Origin of the sequence: Nostoc sp. (assembly GCF_036919675.1) — a bacterium.
GTDB lineage: Bacteria > Cyanobacteriota > Cyanobacteriia > Cyanobacteriales > Nostocaceae > Nostoc.
Map to the genome: position 1 here is coordinate 11,230 of NZ_JBALCP010000048.1, position 19,313 is coordinate 30,542.

The following is a 19,313-nucleotide window of genomic DNA, read 5'->3' on the forward strand; positions in this document are numbered from 1 at the left end:
ATCGCATCGTTAGGATAGTAACTACGGAGGATAAATTAGTAATGGCGAACAATTCTGCTTCTCAAAAACAGCCACAAATGTTTCCCCTTTCGCACGGTCAACAAGCGATGTGGTTTCTCTATCAGATAGCACCACAAAGCATTGCTTACAATATTTTTATGACAGTGCGGCTGTGCGGAGAATTAGACTTGAGTGCATGGCATCGAGCATGGCAAAAAATTGTCGAACGCCATTCTATCTTGCGAACTACCTATACCGAGCGCGACGGTGAACCTATTCAAGTAGTTCACTCATATCAAGAAGTCGATATTCAGGTGACAGATGCTTCTGCTTGGAGCGAAGACTACTTGAAGAAGCAAATTCTGGCAGAAACAGACAGACCGTTTAATTTGGAAAGCGATCGCGTGTTGCGAGTACGTTTATTTACGCGATCGCCACAAGAACATATCCAATTGCTATCCATGCACCACATTGCTGGGGATATGTGGTCTTTTGATATTCTGCTAAATGAATTTCTAGCTTCTTTACAAAATTCTGCAAGCGATCGTATCCTGCTGCTTCCTAGTCTGTCATACGCAGATTATATCCATTGGCAAAGCGAGATTTTGGCAAGTTCTAAGGGCGAACAACTATCGACTTATTGGCACAAACAATTAGCTGGTGAGTTACCGCTTTTAGATTTACCCTTAGATAAACCGCGATCGAGAGTGCAGACTTATCGTGGAGCTTACCATCTCATCGAGCTAGATCAAGAACTGCTCCCAAAACTCAGAAAGTTGGGAGACTCCGAAAAAACAAGCCTTTATAGAATCCTCCTGAGTGCCTTCTTTGTACTGCTTCATCGCTTATCGGGTCAAGAAGATATTCTGGTAGGTAGCCCAATGGCGGGTCGTTCAGGTCGAGAGAAATTTTCAGAAATTGTCGGCTATTTCACAGACCCAGTAGTTTTGCGAGGAAATTTAGCAGAAAATCCCACTTTTAAAGAATTTCTCGCTCAAGTCCGCGACAAGGTTTCTGAAGCGAAGAAGCATCAAGATTATCCCTTTTCCTTGTTAGTCAAACAGCTAGAGTCTCAGAGAGATGCTAGCCGTCCCCCACTGTTCCAAGTTGCATTTACTTGGCAAAAGCATAACTGGTACAAACAAACCCAAAACCGATCGCTCGAACCAGAAAAAATCCTGCTTTTGATGGAACCTTACCCCATAGCAGGACATCAACGGGGAGCCGCATTTGATATAAATTTGGCAGTCGTTGAAGCTGGTGATTCCCTTCAGCTTTGCTGGCAATACAATACTGACTTATTTGATGCTGCCACGATCGCCAGAATGGCAGGAAATTATCAAATTTTGCTAGAAGGTATCCTATCCAATCCAGAGCAACGGGTTTCAGAATTGGCATTGTTAACGCCAGCAGAACGAGATCAGTTACTCTTTGAGTGGAACAATACCAAAATAGAATATCCCCAGGATAAATGTATCCATCAATTGTTTGAAGAACAAGTGCGACGAACTCCCGATGCAATAGCAGTGGAGTTTGGCGCTGAACAATTAACATATAACGAGTTAAATCAGCGTGCCAACAAAGTAGCTCACTACTTGCAAATCCTTGGTGTCAAACCAGAGGTGTTGATAGGGATTTGTGTAGAGCGATCGCTTTTAATGCTGATAGGTATTCTTGGTATTCTGAAAGCTGGCGGTGCTTACGTACCCTTAGACCCAGCCTACCCTGCTGAACGATTGACCTATATATTAAATAATTCTCAGGTATCGCTACTGTTAACTCAACAGAAATTGGCAGCAGATATATCCCAGCAAAATTTACAGGTGTTTTGTTTGGATACAGACTGGGAGAAAATCTCACAATCAAGTCACGAAAATCTAGTTAGTAATGTTCAGCCAGAGAACTTAGCTTATGTAATTTATACATCTGGTTCTACAGGCAATCCTAAAGGTGTTTTAATTAATCATTACAACGTAGTTCGTTTATTTGCAGCAACTCAGACTTGGTTTAACTTTAGCGAACGTGATGTCTGGACATTGTTCCACTCGTATGCCTTTGATTTCTCAGTTTGGGAAATCTGGGGTGCTTTAATCTCCGGTGGCAAACTAATAGTAGTGCCTTACTTAGTCAGTCGGGAGCCAGAAGCTTTTTATGAGTTATTGTGTCAAAAGCAAGTCACAATCCTCAATCAAACACCTTCCGCCTTCCGCCAACTGATAAAAGCCGAAGAATCTAGCAAAATTGCTGGCAATTTACAGTTGCGTCAAGTGATTTTTGGTGGAGAAAACCTTGAATTAGAAAGTTTGAAGCCGTGGTTTGAGCGTCATGGCGATACCTCACCGCAGCTAGTCAATATGTACGGAATTACGGAAACCACCGTACACGTTACCTATCGTCCCCTGAAAATTGCCGATCTCGATACCAATGCCAACGTTATTGGTCATCCCATCCCAGATTTACAAGTATATGTCCTGGATCGATATCAGCAACTAGTACCAGCTGGTGTTAAGGGTGAGATGTACATTGGTGGTGCTTCTTTAGCCCGTGGTTATCTCAATCGTCCTGAACTCACTCAGGAACGGTTTATTTCTAGCCCCTTTGACAATTCAAAACTTTACAAAACTGGGGATTTAGCGCGTTATTTGCCCAATGGCGAGTTAGAGTATTTAGGACGCATCGATAACCAAGTCAAAATTCGCGGCTTCCGCATTGAGTTGGGAGAAATTGAAACAGCGATCGCTTCTCACCCAGATGTGCGGGAGAGCGTGCTACTATTACGGGAGGATGAACCAGGGAATAAGCGTTTAGTGGCTTATGTAGTATCAAATCTGGAACAACATCTCAAAGCTGGAGAACTGCGTCGCTTCCTCAAACAAAAATTGCCAGATTATATGATACCTGCTGTTTTCATGCAGTTGGAAACTCTGCCACTCACAGCGAATGGCAAGGTAGACCGTCGCATTTTGCCGAAACCTGATACAGCTAGACCAGAATTAGAAGCAGCTTATCAAGCACCAAATACTTCTGAAGACAAGCTTTTAGCCGATATTTGGACGCAAATTCTCGGCTGGGAACAAGTAGGTATTCATGATAACTTCTTTGCTTTAGGCGGAGATTCTATCCGCAGTATCCAAGTTCAATCTCTGGCGCAGAAACATGGCTTGAGTTTCTCTGTGGAGCAGTTATTCCAACACCAGACGATTCACGAGCTAGTCCGAGAGTTAAAACTGGCTAGTAAAAACATCATAAAATTAGAATTAAGTCAACCATTCAGTTTGATTTCGCCAGCAGACAAACAGCATTTACCCGACGGTGTAGAGGATGCCTATCCCCTAACAATGCTGCAAATGGGAATGCTGTTTCATAGCGAGTACAGGCGAGAGAGTGCAGTCTATCACGACATTTTCAGTTTTCACCTCCAAGCCCCCTTGGATGTTCAGGCTTTGCAGGTTGCTGTTCAAGATTTAGTCAATCATCATGCTGTACTACGAACTTCGTTTGAGGTAAGTAGTTTTAGTCTGCCATTGCAGCTAGTACATCAAAAAGTGGAGATTCCCTTACTGGTTGAGGATTGGTGTCATTTACAAACCTCAAAGCAGGAAGAAGTTTTAGCTGCTTGGTTTGAATCTGAAAAAAAATCGCATTTTGAATGGACTCATCCTCCGTTGCTGCGCTTTTTTGTGCATCGCCGCACCCAGGAAACCTTTAATTTGACTGTGAGTTTCCACCATGCCATTTTGGATGGCTGGAGTGTCGCCTCGATGATGACTGAGTTGTTGAGACGCTATTTAGCGATTTTGGACGAGCAAGTTGATTTTAGCTTGCCACCGTTAAGTAGTGTATTCCGAGACTTTGTAGTTTTGGAGCAACAAGCGATCGCTTCGGCAAATTCTCAGCAATACTGGAGTGAAAAGTTAAAGGATAGCAGCATAACTAAACTACCTCGCTGGTCTGTTTCCCCAACTCAGGCGGTAGGACAACAATTTTGCTTCCAAGCAGTACCGCTATTCTCGGAAATTTGTGAAGGCTTGAAACAGCTTGCCAAGTCTGTAGGAGTCCCACTAAAAAGTGTTCTGCTGACTGCTCATCTGCGAGTGTTAAATCTTCTGAGCGCAAACGCAGATGTTCTCACAGGTTTAGTAACTAACGGACGACCTGAACAAACTGATGGGGAGCGAATTCTAGGATTATTCCTCAATACCTTGCCATTTCGTCAAGAATTGTCTGGGGGAACTTGGATAGATTTAGTCAAAGCAGTGTTCGCAACCGAACAAGAATTGCTGCCGCACCGCAGATATCCATTAGTCGAAATCCAGAAAAGCTTAGGTGGTCAGGCTTTATTTGAGACAACTTTTAACTTCACGCATTTTCATGTGTACGAACAGTTGCAAGAACTCAAAAACTTGCAGCTATTAGGTAAAAAGTTTTTTGAAGAAACAAACTTTACTTTTAATGCTGGCTTCAACCTGAATCCAGATTCATCTCAAATTGAACTCAGTTTGGGCTACAATGCTTGTGAGTTATGCCCCCAACAAATCAATAAAATTAGCGATTATTACGCTAATACCTTGGCTGCAATGGCAAACGAGCCAACAGGACGTTACGAATTACACCCTCTGCTGTCTGTAGAGGAACAAAATCAGATGTTAGTGCAGTGGAACAATACTCAAACGGATTTTCCCAAAGAGTTTTGTATTCACCAGCTATTTGAGGCACAAGTAGAGCAAACACCAGATGCGATCGCAGTAGTCTTTGAAAATGAGCATCTCACTTACGCTCAACTGAACGCAAAAGCCAACCAACTAGCACATCACCTACAAACCCTGGGTGTGAAACCAGAGGTGATGGTAGGAATTTGTGTAGAGCGTTCACTTTTCATGCTCATCGGTATTCTTGGTATCTTGAAAGCTGGTGGTGCTTACGTACCCTTAGATCCAGCTTATCCTAGTGAACGATTGGCTTATATATTGAGTGATTCTCAGGTGCAGGTATTGCTGACTCAAGAGAATTTACTAGCAGCATTACCAAATGACACAGCAGAGCTTCTCTGTTTAGATACCAACTGGGTAATAATTAGTACTCAAGGAGAAGAGAATCCTCATATTGAAGTGCAAGCTAGTAACTTAGCTTATGTGATTTATACTTCTGGGTCTACCGGACAACCGAAAGGAGTAATGATTGAACATCGGTCTTTAGTGAATTTCACGCAAGCGTTCACAGATAAGTCTAAAATCAACAAACGCAATGCTTACTGCGGGCAAAGCCTACGCTTTTTACAATTTTTATCTATTAGTTTTGATGGCGCAGCAGCAGAAATCTATCCCTGTCTTCTCTGTGGTGGAACATTGGTGATTGCCACTTCTGAGGTATTTACTTCTGTTACCACGTTTTTGCAAAAGTCCGAAGAATGGCAGATAAGCGTCTGGATTTTACCGACAGCATACTGGCATCAGTTGACCTCGGAATTAGCCTGGACGCAAAAGCTTATTCCCCCATCAATTCGACTAATAACTATTGGCGGCGAAGCAGCACAAGAGCAGACATTAAGGCTATGGCAGAAATATGTAGATGAGAAAATACGCAGCCATCAATTAGGCGAACCGCCATTGTTGATTAACTGCTACGGGCCTAGTGAAACCACAGTAGTTGCCACGACGTTGAAATTATCAGATTTTCTGAATGTCAGCGATCCCCAAACACTTTTGCCGATTGGAAAACCGATTGCCAATATCAAAACCTATATTCTAGATCGATATCAACAGCCTGTGCCCATTGGGGTACTCGGAGAATTGTATATCGGTGGCGAAGGTTTAGCCAGAGGTTATCTCAACCGTCCAGACTTAACAGCAGAAAAATTCATTAATTGGACTTTCCAAAAATCGCAACGCCTCTACAAAACTGGTGATTTAGCGCGTTATTTACCCGATGGTAAGATTGAGTTTCACGGTCGAATTGATCGCCAAGTCAAAATTCGCGGTTTCCGTATTGAACTAGGGGAAGTTGAGGCTGCGATCGCCTCTTTTGCTAGAGTACGAGAAACTGTGGTTGTCGGCCGTGAAGACCAACCAAGTAACAAAAGCTTAGTTGCTTATGTAGTTGCCAATCAACAGCCATTATCCAGTAGTGAACTGCGCCATTACTTGCAACAAAAGTTACCTGAGTATATGCTGCCCTCTGCCTTTGTGATGCTTGAGGCTCTACCTTTAACATCAAATGGCAAAGTAGACTTTCGCGCCCTACCAGAACCAGAATTTCACCCGGAACTACAACAGAATTTTGTAGCGCCTCGAACTCCCATTGAGGAGATGCTAGCTAGCATTTGGGCAGAGGTACTAGTAATTCCCCAAGTAGGTATTTATGATAACTTCTTTGAGCTAGGCGGACATTCCTTACTAGCCACTCAAGCGATTTCCCGGTTGCAAACTACTTTGGACATAAAATTTCCATTACGCAGCTTGTTTGAAGCTCCTACCATTGCCGAGTTGGGCGATCGCATTCAGATAGCGCTCGGCAATGGCCAATCTGTGCAAACTCCTCCTTTATCAACCATTTCCCGTTTTGCTCCAATCCCACTATCCTTTGCCCAAAGGCGGATCTGGTTTCTTAACCAATTAGAATCAGACAGCGCATCTTACAATAGCCCGATCGCTTTGCGTTTTAACGGCAAACTCAACATAGCTGCTTTAGAATCCAGCCTCAACGAAATCATCCGTCGTCACGAAGCGTTACGCACAAACTTTGTCACCGTAGATGGACAACCCGTTCAAGTCATTGCTGCAACTCTGAATTTAAAATTACCCCTCGTCGATTTGCAACATTTGCCTGTTCTGGAACGAGAATTTGCAATGCAACGATTAGCAAACACAGAAGCTTTGCGGCCTTTTGACTTAGAGCAAGAGCCTTTAGTGCGAGTTAACTTGTTACAGCTAGACAAAGACGAATACGTATTATTACTAACATTACACCACATTATTTTTGATGGTTGGTCGCTGGGTGTACTTTACCAAGAATTAGCAACACTCTATTCAGGATTTTGTAGTAACGACATTCCACTTCTAGCAGAATTACCCATCCAATATGCCGACTTTGCCGTTTGGCAACGGCGTTGGTTAACTAGAGAAGCACTTCAAACACAAATCGACTACTGGAAGCAACAACTCAAGGATGCTTCCACCTTACTAGAATTGCCTACAGATCGACCGCGCACAGCTATTCAAACTTTCCAAGGGGCGCACCAATACCTCACACTGCCACCTGATTTAAGTCAGGCACTTGCCAACCTCTGTCGGCGAGAAAAAGTCACCTTATTCATGACTCTATATGCAGCGTTTATCACCTTGCTTTATCGCTATACAGACTCAGATGACATTTTAGTAGGCACGCCCATTGCTAACCGCAATCGCCAAGAGATAGAAGGTCTAATTGGCTTTTTTGTCAATACTTTAGTGTTACGTACCCAATTTCAAGGCAACCCCACTTTTCAAGATGTCTTGTCTGGGGTGCGAGAAATGGCACTGCAAGCTTATGCTCATCAAGACTTACCGTTCGAGGAACTAGTAGAGGTGTTGCAACCAGCGCGTTCCTTAAGCCATTCACCACTGTTTCAAGTGATGTTTGTGTTCCAGAATACTCCCATGCTTGCAATAGATTTGCCGGAGTTAAGGGTTAGTTCCTTAGTAGTGGAAACAGGAACAACGAACTTCGATTTGACGCTATCAATGGAAAATACTACTTTGGGATTGATCGCTGAATGGGAATACAATAGCGATCTGTTTGATGATTCCACGATCGCGCGGATGGGGGGACACTTTCAAGTTTTACTGGAAGGAATTGTTAGCTCGCCCTCTAGCCGAATTTCCGATTTACCTTTACTCAGAGAGTCAGAACAGCAGCAGTTATTTAGAGAGTGGAACTCTACTTTTGTAGAGTATCCCCAGCATAAATGTATCCACCAGTTGTTTGAGGCGCAAGTTGAGCAGACACCCGATGCGATCGCCGTAATCTTTGAAAATGAACAGTTGACTTACGCTCAACTGAATACAAAAGCCAATCAGCTAGCACATCACTTGCAAACCCTTGGTGTGAAACCAGAGGCAATGGTGGGGATTTGTGTAGAGCGATCGCTTTTCATGCTCATAGGTCTTCTTGGTATCTTGAAAGCTGGTGGTGCTTACGTACCCTTAGATCCGGCTTACCCTAGCGAGCGATTGGCTTATATGTTGAGTGATTCTCAGGTGGCAGTGCTGTTGACTCAACAGAAGTTGGTAGACTCATTGCCAAATGATTCAGCACAGCTAATTTGTTTAGATACTGACTGGGAATCAATTAGCACTCAAAGTAAAGACAATCCCCGCACTGGAGTGCAAGCTAGTAACCTAGCTTACGTGATTTATACTTCTGGGTCTACCGGGCAGCCCAAAGGAGTAATGATTGAACATCGGTCTTTAGTGAATTTCACCCAAGCCGCAAGATATGATTATGGAATTGGGGGACGCGATTGTGTCCTGCAATTTGCATCTATCAGTTTTGATGCCGCAGCAGCAGAAATTTATCCCTGTCTAACCAGTGGTGGGACATTAGTTTTAAGCACCTTAGAAATCTATAGTTCTGTCGCCAAGTTTCTGCAAAAGTCCCAAGAGTGGCAGTTAACCGTATGGATTCTGCCGACAGCATACTGGCATCAGTTGACTACAGAATTAGCATTGACGCAAGAGCTTGTTCCCTCATCAATCAGACTGATATTTATTGGCGGAGAAGCAGCACAAGAGCAGACATTAAGGCTATGGCAAAAGTCTGTAGATGAGAGAATACGTAGCGAAAAACAGCAAGAACCGCCATTATTATTCAACGTCTACGGGCCTAGTGAAACCACGGTAGATGCAACGGCGTTCAGATTGTCACAGTTGCAGCCAAGCGATCGCCACCCTATATTACCTATTGGTCGCCCCATTAGTAATATCAAAGCGTATATTTTGGATCGATATCAAAAGCCCGTACCTATCGGCGTACTCGGCGAATTGTATATCGGTGGCGAATGTTTAGCTAGAGGTTATCTCCACCGTCCAGATTTAACAGCAGAAAAGTTTATTGAAAGTCCTTTCCAAAAATCGCAACGTCTATACAAAACTGGCGATTTAGCTCGTTATTTACTCGACGGGAATATTGAGTTTCGCGGTCGAATCGATAATCAAGTCAAAATTCGTGGCTTTCGCATTGAACTTGGAGAAATTGAAACCGTACTCGCTACACACCCTCAAATAGAAGATGCAGTAGTTCTTGACTCTGAAGATATTCCGGGTTCTAAACGCTTAATCGCTTATGTAGTTGCTGACGAACAATCTATCAAAAATCAATTACGAGACTTCCTCAAACAAAAGCTACCAGATTACATGATTCCATCAGCTTTTGTGATTTTAGATAGCTTACCACTTACTCCCAATGGCAAGGTTGACCGCCAAGCTTTACTAAAGAACAAAGTAAATAATGATGCAGATAGTTTTGTCTTACCTCGTACTTATATAGAAAAAGCTTTAGCAGACATTTGGCAGGATGTCTTAAAACTAGAAAAAGTAAGCGTTTTCCAAAACTTCTTTGAATTGGGTGGCGATTCCATTATTAGCATTCAAATTATTGCCCGCGCGCATCAGGCAGGTTTACAGATTACAACCAAACAACTGTTTCAGTACCAGAACATTGCCGAGTTAGCGATCGCCACAGCAAATATAACAACCTCCATAGTTGCCGAACAAGGTTTAGTTAGCGGAATTGTCCCCCTCACAGCCATTCAGCATGGGTTTTTTGAAGAAAATTGGACTGAGCCGCACCACTTCAACCAATCGATGTTGCTAGAAGTGCCACCAGACCTCAAACCAGCGTTATTGGAGCAGGCGATCGGAGAATTGATCATACATCACGATGCCCTGCGAATGCGGTTTGTGCAAGATGAATTAGGATGGCAGGAGCAAAATAGTGACGACTGCAAGCAAGTCCCCTTCCAAGTTATCGATTTGTCATCGCTCACGGAGGAAGAACACAAAACTGCTATCGAGTGGGAAGCAAATCAACTACAAACAACATTAAACCTGTCACAAGGTATTTTACTGCGTGCGGTACTGTTTAAATTAGGCAGCGATCGACCCGGTAGATTGCTGTTAATTATTCATCACTTAGTAGTAGATGGGGTTTCATGGCGAATTTTGTTAGAAGACCTGGCCACAGCTTACCAACAATTGCAACAAACACAAGCTGTTCAATTACCGCCCAAAACCACTTCTTTTCAAGATTGGGCAATCCGACTACAAGAGTACGGGCGATCGCTATTATGCGAGCAGGAGTTAGACTACTGGTTAGCTAAATGCGATCGCGACATTAGACCAATGCCTGTAGACTATCCTACCGGGTTGGCAGCCAATACAGGAGGTAGCACTGAGGAAATTACAGTTTTCCTCAGTGCTGAAGAAACCAGTGCTTTATTAGAAGAAGTGCCATCAGTTTACAATACTCAAATTAATGATGTGTTGCTGACTGCATTAGTCCAGACATTTGCCCAGTGGACAGGTAATTGCACTTTGTTGGTTGAACTAGAGGGTCACGGACGGGAAGAACTGTTTGAAGATGTAGATTTATCGCGCACTGTTGGGTGGTTTACTTCCATTTACCCAGTCCGATTGGAACTTAGTGCAGCTTCCGATCTGGGAATATCCCTGAAGTCGATTAAGGAGCAATTGCGGCGAATTCCTAATCGGGGTATTGGTTATGGCATCCTGCGGTATCTAAGTCAAAATGCTGACATCTGTAAGCAACTGCAAGCGATCGCTTTATCAGAGATATGTTTTAACTACCTGGGGCAATTCGACCAAGTACTGTCCCCAACGATTTGGCAAAGATTTGCACAAGAAAACCCCGGACAGGCTTTGAGTCCTTTAGCAAAGCGTAGCTATTTACTAGATGTAGTCAGCTCAGTCATTGCAGGTAAATTGCAAATGACTTGGATTTACAGCCGCAACATCCATCGACGCGAAACTATCGAAGGTCTGGCAAATGATTATAACTCGGTGTTGCGATCGCTAATCGCGCACTGTAAGTCCCCTGAAGGCGGTGGATATACGCCAACAGATTTTCCTCTAGTTGACTTGAACCAAGAGGATCTTGACGATCTGCTCTCGAAAATCGATTTAAGTTAAACCACTACAGTTTCTACAACGTAAAACGATGGCCACTGCCCACCAACCAAACAAAAGCAAAAATATTGAAGCCATTTATCCGCTTTCGCCGATGCAAGAGGGAATGCTCTTTCATACCCTTTACGAACCCGAATCTGGGGTTTACTTTGAGCAATTAAGCTTTACTCTGCACGGTAACTTAGATATTTCTGCTTTTGAGCGGGCTTGGGCGAAAGTGGTAGAACGCCACCCAGTTTTGCGTACACTTTTTGTTTGGGAGAACCGCACTCAGCCACTCCAAGTGGTACTTAAGAAAGTAAATTTGCCTTGGACTAACTTAGACTGGTGTTCCCTATCACCCATTGAACAGGAAGAACAGCTAGAGATTTTCTTGGAGTCAGATAGAAATAAAGGCTTTGCTCTGGATAAAGCACCACTAATTCGCTGTACTCTGATTAAGTTAGCCGAAGGGACTTACAAATTTATTGAAAGTTCTCATCACTTGCTGACGGATGGCTGGTGTCTACCCATTATTTATAAAGAAGCTTTTGCTTTTTACGAAGCTTTCAAAATAGGAAAAGATTTATATTTACCGCTAACCCGTCCTTATAGTGATTATATTGCTTGGTTGCAGCAACAAGATAAAAATCAAGCGATCGCATATTGGCAAAAAGCTCTCTCAGGCTTTCTTGCTCCCACTCCCCTGGCAAAAGGGCAAATTCTCCCGTCAAATTCTCAACAAAAAAAGACTTACCAAGAATTTTCCCTACACTTGTCGGCAACAGCTACCGCCACCCTCAAGTCCTTAGCGCAGAAACATCACATAACTGTTTCCACTTTTGTTACCGGAGCATGGGCGTTGCTGTTAAGTCGATATAGCAGTGAAAAAGATATTATATTTGGTGCTACTGTGTCTGGTCGTCCTCCCACTTTGTCGGGCGTGGAATCAATGGTAGGACTGTTCATTAATACCTTACCAGTACGGGTACAAGTAGACAGTGAAAGCGAACTGTTGCCTTGGCTTTTGCAGTTGCAAGAGCAACAGGTGGAACGGGAACAGTATTCATACATCTCACTTTCCCAGATGCAGCGATTAAGTGAAGTACCTCCGGGAACTTCCTTATTTGAAAGCATTGTGGTGTTTGAGAACTACCCAGTAGGCGATCGCTTATTCTCGCCCCCTGATGACTTACAAATTACTCATCTGCAAGGGATTGAACGCACAAATTATCCCCTGACATTAGAAGCGATGGTGAGTCAGGAGTTGTCGGCACGAATGATTTACGATCGCTTCGATGCAGACACAATTACCAGGATGGCAGGTCATTTACTAACTTTGTTAGAAGGAATGGTCGTAAATCCCAAAGTGCGACTTTGCGAATTGCCTCTGCTAACAGCAGATGAACGCCAGCAATTACTAGTGGAATGGAATGATACTACTAGAGAATATCCGCAGGATAAGTGTATTCACCAACTGTTTGAGGCTATGGTCGAGCAATGTCCCGATACCGTAGCCGTAGTCTTTGAAAATGAACAACTGACCTATCGAGAACTAAATGCTTTGGCAAACCAGTTGGCACATTACCTGCAAACATTGGGTGTCAAACCAGAGGTAATGGTAGGAATTTGTGTGGAGCGTTCTTTAGAGATGGTTGTGGGATTACTCGGCATTCTCAAAGCTGGGGGAGCGTATGTACCGCTCGATCCAACTTATCCCCTAGAGCGCTTACAGTACATGGTAGAAGACTCTACTGTGTCAGTGCTGCTAACCCAGGAACAGTTAGTGCAGTCTCTTCCTTTACACCAAGCCCATGTAGTTTGCTTGGATGCAACCTTAAAAACAATTGCTTGCCAAAACAAAGTTAATCCCGTTAGTGGGGTAACGACAGACAATTTAGCCTATGTTATTTATACCTCTGGGTCAACGGGCAAACCAAAAGGAGTAATGAATACCCATAGAGGAATCTGCAATCGCCTGCTCTGGATGCAAGATGCTTATCAATTAACACCAGCAGATCGAGTTTTGCAAAAGACCCCCTTCAGCTTTGACGTGTCGGTGTGGGAGTTTTTCTGGCCTTTGTTGACGGGTGCAAGGTTGGTAATTGCTCAACCAGATGGACATCGAGATAGTGATTATTTGGTGAAAGCGATCGTCCAGCAGCAAATTACCACACTGCATTTCGTTCCTTCCATGCTCCAAATTTTTCTAGAAACACCAGGTCTAGAAAGTTGCACCTGCTTGCAGCGAGTCATCTGTAGTGGTGAAGCACTGCCAAAAGAACTCCAAGAACGCTTTTTTGATCGTTTGCAGTCCGAATTGCATAATCTCTACGGCCCAACAGAAGCAGCAATTGATGTCACGTTCTGGCAATGCCAACGAGAAAATAATCTGAGGATAGTACCTATTGGTCGCCCCATTGCCAACACACAAATTTACATCCTCGACCGCAATCTCCAACCTGTTCCTGTAGGAGTCGTTGGCGAACTACACATTGGTGGTGTTGGTCTTGCCAGAGGCTATCTCAACCGCCCGGACTTAACTGCTCAGAAGTTTATTCCTAACCCATATAGCGAGCAACTAGATGCACGCTTGTACAAAACTGGGGACTTGGCTTGTTACCTGCCGGACGGTAGTATTGAATATCGCGGACGCATCGACTACCAAGTAAAGATTCGTGGTTTCCGCATTGAGTTGGGAGAAATAGAGGCGGTACTAAGTCAACACCCAGAGGTCAGGGAAACAGTGGTCGTTGTCCGTGAAGACCAACCAGCTGAGAAACTTTTGGTAGCCTATATTGTCCCTAACTGTGAAAAACTTATGATTTATCAACTGCGGGACTTCCTTAAGGAAAAGCTACCTAGTTATATGATACCTGCGACCTTTGTTTTGTTAAGTACCCTGCCGATTACTTCTAATGGCAAGGTAAACCGCAAAGCATTGCCCTCCCCAGATAAATATTCGCTCTTAGAAGAAGATTTTATCGCTCCCCGCACTCCAATTGAAGAAGTTTTGGCAGCTATCTGGACTCAAGTCCTAAATTTGGAACGGGTAAGTATTTACGACAACTTTTTTGCCATTGGAGGCGATTCTATTCGCGCTATTCAAATTGTCCATGAAGCTAATAAGTATAAATTGCCGATTAAGGGAAAAAATGTATTTGAAAATCAAACTATTTACAGTCTTGCTCAATATATAAATAGTTGCCAGCAGGAGGGAAATAACACTTCTATACCTTTAGATTTATTAGAAATTACCGAGGAGATATCTGAGTTACTACCTAGCGATACCGAGTGTGCATACCCTCTTGCCAAAATTCAGGAGTTTATTTTGCATCATTATTCGAGCGATCACCAGAAAAAGGGAGTATACCATTTCCAGCAATCATACGATATATATGATGACAATCTTTCTTTAGATACTTTTAAAAAAGCACTAAAATTTCTAGTAAAAAAACATCCTGCTTTGCGAACTGTATTTGTTAATAAAAATAGAAAAGCGGTGTTCCAGGTGGTAAAAAAGCATCTAATATTCTCAATTAATGAGCAAGATCTTAGCAATATTCAATCAGATGAACAAGAAAAGTATATCGATCAAATAATCAGGCGAGATCAGCAAAATTTATTCCAGGTTGAAAATACCAATGAGCCACTTTTTCGATTTGTGATTTTTCAAAAAGCAAAAAGTTTATTTGAATTCTTCATGTCAATTCATCACGCAATTATAGATGGGTGGAGCAATATTGAATTCCTCAAAGAGTTGTTCGAGTTATATTCTGGACTTAAAAAAGGAGAAGAAATAATAGTAGCCCCTGCTGCTAATGTATATCAAGAATTTGTAGCGTTAGAGAAAGAAATTCTTAGCTCACCAGAAGCGGTAAATTTTTGGAAGCTGCATTTAAATAACTATATATGTAAACCATTACAGCCATTAAGTGTTTCTTTAGAACAAGTAGATACTGTTGTTGAAGAATACAAGTTTGACTCAGAAATCATTGCTGATTCACGCCAATTCTGCCGAAAATTAAGAATTTCATCAAAAGCACTCTTCCTGAGTATATACCTTGATATCATTGCTACTGTAATCAAAGAAAATATGGTGTGTGTAGGAATTGTTTCAAATGGTAGGACTGAAAGATTATCTGACCCATTCAGAGCTTTAGGATTGTTCTGGAATATTGTTCCACTCTACCAACAAGTGATAGAAGATAAAGGCGGACAAATTAAAAATGTACAGCAATCCCTAATTGATATCGAATCATATATTAGATATCCACTTCTGCAAATTTTGTCAGACCAACAAAAAACGGAGTTATTTTTCGCTACATTTAATTTTGTACATTTTCATAATGACAAAAATATTTTCGATCATCCTGGATTAAAAGTGAATGCAAAAAGGTCTCATGATAAGTTTCATTTTCCATTAAATTATGCTGTATCGATAGAGTCATTAACAGGAAATGTAACCATATATATAGAATACGATCAAATTTATTTTAGTCGCCAACAAATTCGCTCAATGCTCCAAAATTATGTTGAAACGTTCAAATATACAGTTCATAAGTAATTTCTAATTTGATAGCAGAAATCAAACTAGTACAGGTCGGCGGAAATAAACAGACCATATTGGTGGGAGAATAAATAATCAGGATAAAACCCGTTTGGTAGGGACAGATGGAGGAATCAGGGTGTGGCTTGATTACTGGAGTTTAGAGGTTGTTTGAAAAGTTTTGAGGGGTCAAATTTTATGCCAATCGCCTCACCATGATCCGGATCTTGTCTTGGTAGATAAATGTCTCTGATGTTTCGGGCAATAACTCATAATCTCTAACCAATCGCCGACACCCCATCAGCTTTCTCGTAAGTGCGTTCGGGAGCAATGCAATTTTGTGAGATCTGGTCAAAAACAAGCGATGCCTTCGACGGGCTGCGCCTACGCTAAAAATTATATTTAGGTATAGAGTGATTTTATTTGCAAATAAAATACTGGCTTACACAAAAATTCATCTTGACGAAATATTTCAAAAAGATTGCTAGCAAGTCATTTGACGATTATTTATAAAAATATCTGCAATCAGTCTTTTATACTTAGTATGAATTATGTTAAGAGGCAAATTAAAGACAGGATTAAAGTATAAAATTTATCAAGCAGTTTGGGGTTTGATAAAGGAATTAAAGATAGAACCACAAAAATTATCCCAACTTCCAGTTATCCATTGGCAATGCAGATATAACATAATTTATGCATTTTTTTTCAACCATAATTTACTGTTTTCTTAATTCTTAAATTAACAACTTGGCGGATTAAACTTTCAATTGCGCCACTGCAAATAGGGAGTTTTTTATCTATTGCTTTATCATAATTTAAACGCCCTTTACGATAAGCATCTAAAATATAATTTCGTTAACTACCATAATCTTACACCGCTCTCCAGTAGCTACAGCAATCAACTCGTCCATCTGGCTGATTAAGGATTTAGCTTTACTTTTTTTAAACTTTTTCTAACTTTTAGAAACCATTTCTTAGACTGTAATTCTTCATTAAAAGCCGCGTCTGCAAATACTTTTATATTTTCCGTAACCTGATAAAAATCGAATAGCTGATAAGTTTCGACTGGGTATCCTAATCTTGTCAAAAGTAGGGGGATATGTATCCAGATCCACTCTGCTCCATCCCCGATTAATAAGACTTGTTTTGCTTGGTTAATTCCCAAATCAATTAAATACGCTTCTAAAATCTCCAAAAGCGCTTTATATCCTTCATAAGTACCATCATTCGTAATAGGAATTTCAGAACTATTTATTTTTTTACTTTGGTCGTCAACAACATAAATTGTGAATAACTTTGGCTCAACCCATTTGCCGATAAACCCGTGTCGCTTGGTTTTAGAATTTTTTCTCCCCTTTTTATTAATTCGGATTGTACTCCGACCACCCTTCGAGTTCGCCAGTTCGACGGGACGGAAACCGACACCGCCGACTGGACTCACCATCTACGGCGCTGACAACTCTTTGGTCTTTAAGAATATTACCTTCGGCTAAATTCTCTAATTGCCGATTTAAGATTTTAGATTGACGTAAGTTGATCCCAATTTGACCAAATTTATATGTTAAACGTTCAATTCGTTTTAAACTAAGGTTAATTCCCCAACCCGTCAAAGTTGTACAGGCGGCTTCAAATGAGCTAGTGATTGCACCGTATTAGGCAACTGTTGACCATACTAATGGGGTTAAGCCAGATGACATTCCCAAACACTTTAAGTAGGTGGGCGTTAAAAAATATAACTAGATTAAGAAATATAAATTAATTAAAAGCTTATATTGAAAGCCTTTCTGGTGCTTTACATAAGTTTACGTAGTTGGGTTTAATTGCGCCCACCTACTTAGTTGTAGTCATACCCACACTAAATAATCCTCAATTTTGCTTCTTTACCTCCGTACTTTACAAAAATTGCGTAACAAAACACCAGAACTATGTTTTCATGGGCACGTTACCCTTAACTTTTAATGTGATTCATTAGTTTTACTTATTTAAACTCGCTTAAGGGTTTTTCCAAAGAATGTATCTAAGAATACGGTTTTTTTGACAATAATCAATTTTATAGGTATCTTTCTGTGCACGATCGCAAAACTTTTCAGTCTACTGACGGTACTTAAAGCCTTAGAAACTGCGATTCCATCTGATGCCATTGAACAGGCGATCGGTAATGCACGAGCTACAGAAGAACGTAAACGAGCTTTGCAAGTCCCTTTAGTGGTCTGTCTAATTATTGCCATGAGCTTGTGGTCAAAGGTTTCAATGAGAGCGGTACTGAAAAATCTGGTTGATGGTTTAAGCGAAACTTGTGTAAAAATAGGTTTGTATTAGCGATTACCTTCCAAATCATCAATTACTGAAGCACGACAAAGAATCGGGTCTCAGGTGATGAGTCGTCTGTTCCATCTAGTAGTACATCCTCTAGCTACAGTAGAGACACCAGGAGCCTTTCTCGCAGGGCTGAGAATAATGGCAGTAGATGGAACATTATTCGACGTACCGGATACAGAGGCAAATGCAAGGGTGTTTGGATATCCAGGTAGTCGTCCTGGAACTCAGGCATCTTTTCCCAAAGTCCGCTTAGTACTGCTGATTGAAGCCGGAACACATTTAATCGTTGATGCATTAATGTGCGGAGCCGGAGACGCTCCGCCTCCGGTCCGTACCGTATTGGTGAGCGAGTAAGAGTCTAGAAGTTGCTACGCAGCCCGTCGTAGACATCGCTTATGTTTAAAGTTGCCGACCGCGCTCAAATTTCCCCTTTAGGATTAAGTTTTACCAGAACGCTGAATGTGGTACATCGTGCTATTCCCAAGTTTCAGCGTCTTGAGCTAGAAGAAATACCTTTTTTTTAGCTTGGCTTGTGACAGAAATTCTGGACGAACAGATACCAGAGCGCGAAAGAAGAAGTAACCCGCGAGTTGTTAAAAAAACAAGAGCTAAATTTCCCTCCAAGAAACCGATACACAAAGGAGCAGGAGCAAAAATTGAGACGCTCAACTTCTCTGTATACAATACGGCTTATACCTTAACCGAACTGTATTGGTAGATAATCCCTGTCTCAAAGTTATAGCTCAAAAGGAATCCTAGCTTTTTTTGGGTCAAAAAAGAGAGTCTTGCAAGTTGTGACTCAAACTCATCTTTCCTCTTTAAATATTAATACGGATTAACAAGTATAAATTTATTTATATTACTGCTAAAATAATTTAGCGATCGCACCTTGTTTACCGGATCTGACAAAACCGCACAGATCCCAATCCATTAGAGTTGAGGAAAGGAGAGCGAAAGTTAAGAATTTTTTCTCCTTGCTCCAGCCAAGGGACACAGATTTCACCATTTTTAAGTTCCTTGGAGGGAATAATCATTCCTCTGTCAAAAGTAAGCGTTTTTCCAACAGCAATATATTGCCACTCACTTTGTACAAACCGACTTAATTCCTGTTTGACCTTCTCAGTCTCTAATAACTGCTGATGCCCTAGTAAATCAGCTTTAATAAGTTTGTACATGAACAAGTCATCTTTAGAACCTATCCGACTAATAATATTTTGTTAATCCAGATATGGATTGTAGCAAGGTCAATGAATGCGTCAAAGTAAACTTTTTGACGTTCCCATCTG

3 protein-coding genes and 4 pseudogenes are annotated in these 19,313 nt (G+C 41.7%); 4 read left to right on the forward strand and 3 right to left on the reverse strand.

Annotation, left to right across the window (positions count from 1 at the left end; genetic code table 11):
* Positions 1–41: 41 nt before the first annotated feature.
* On the forward strand, positions 42–11,183 hold the full coding sequence (locus V7K49_RS09200; protein WP_335205305.1) for a non-ribosomal peptide synthetase: 11,142 nt from the start codon (positions 42–44) through the stop codon (positions 11,181–11,183).
* A 28-nt stretch (positions 11,184–11,211) separates the two neighbouring features.
* Positions 11,212–15,726: an amino acid adenylation domain-containing protein gene (locus V7K49_RS09205; RefSeq protein WP_335205306.1), complete on the forward strand. Its 4,515-nt coding sequence runs from the start codon at positions 11,212–11,214 to the stop codon at positions 15,724–15,726.
* 178 nt (positions 15,727–15,904) lie between these two features.
* Here V7K49_RS09205 and V7K49_RS34620 read toward each other — a convergent pair.
* Positions 15,905–16,012 (reverse strand): annotated as a pseudogene (locus V7K49_RS34620) (IS5/IS1182 family transposase); the annotation flags it as partial.
* Positions 16,013–16,303: 291 nt separating this feature from the next.
* Positions 16,304–17,423 (reverse strand): annotated as a pseudogene (locus V7K49_RS09210) (ISLre2-like element ISCst1 family transposase); the annotation flags it as partial.
* 424 nt (positions 17,424–17,847) lie between these two features.
* Here V7K49_RS09210 and V7K49_RS09215 point away from each other — a divergent pair.
* Both V7K49_RS09215 and V7K49_RS09220 read left to right on the forward strand, forming a co-directional pair.
* Positions 17,848–18,383 (forward strand): annotated as a pseudogene (locus V7K49_RS09215) (transposase domain-containing protein); the annotation flags it as partial.
* Positions 18,384–18,422: 39 nt separating this feature from the next.
* Positions 18,423–18,551 carry a hypothetical protein gene (locus V7K49_RS09220; RefSeq protein WP_334867731.1) on the forward strand — a complete coding sequence of 43 codons (129 nt, stop codon included), beginning with the start codon at positions 18,423–18,425 and terminating at the stop codon, positions 18,549–18,551.
* 399 nt (positions 18,552–18,950) lie between these two features.
* Here V7K49_RS09220 and V7K49_RS09225 read toward each other — a convergent pair.
* Positions 18,951–19,217 (reverse strand): annotated as a pseudogene (locus tag V7K49_RS09225) (hypothetical protein); the annotation flags it as partial.
* Between the last annotated feature and the right edge of the window lie 96 nt (positions 19,218–19,313).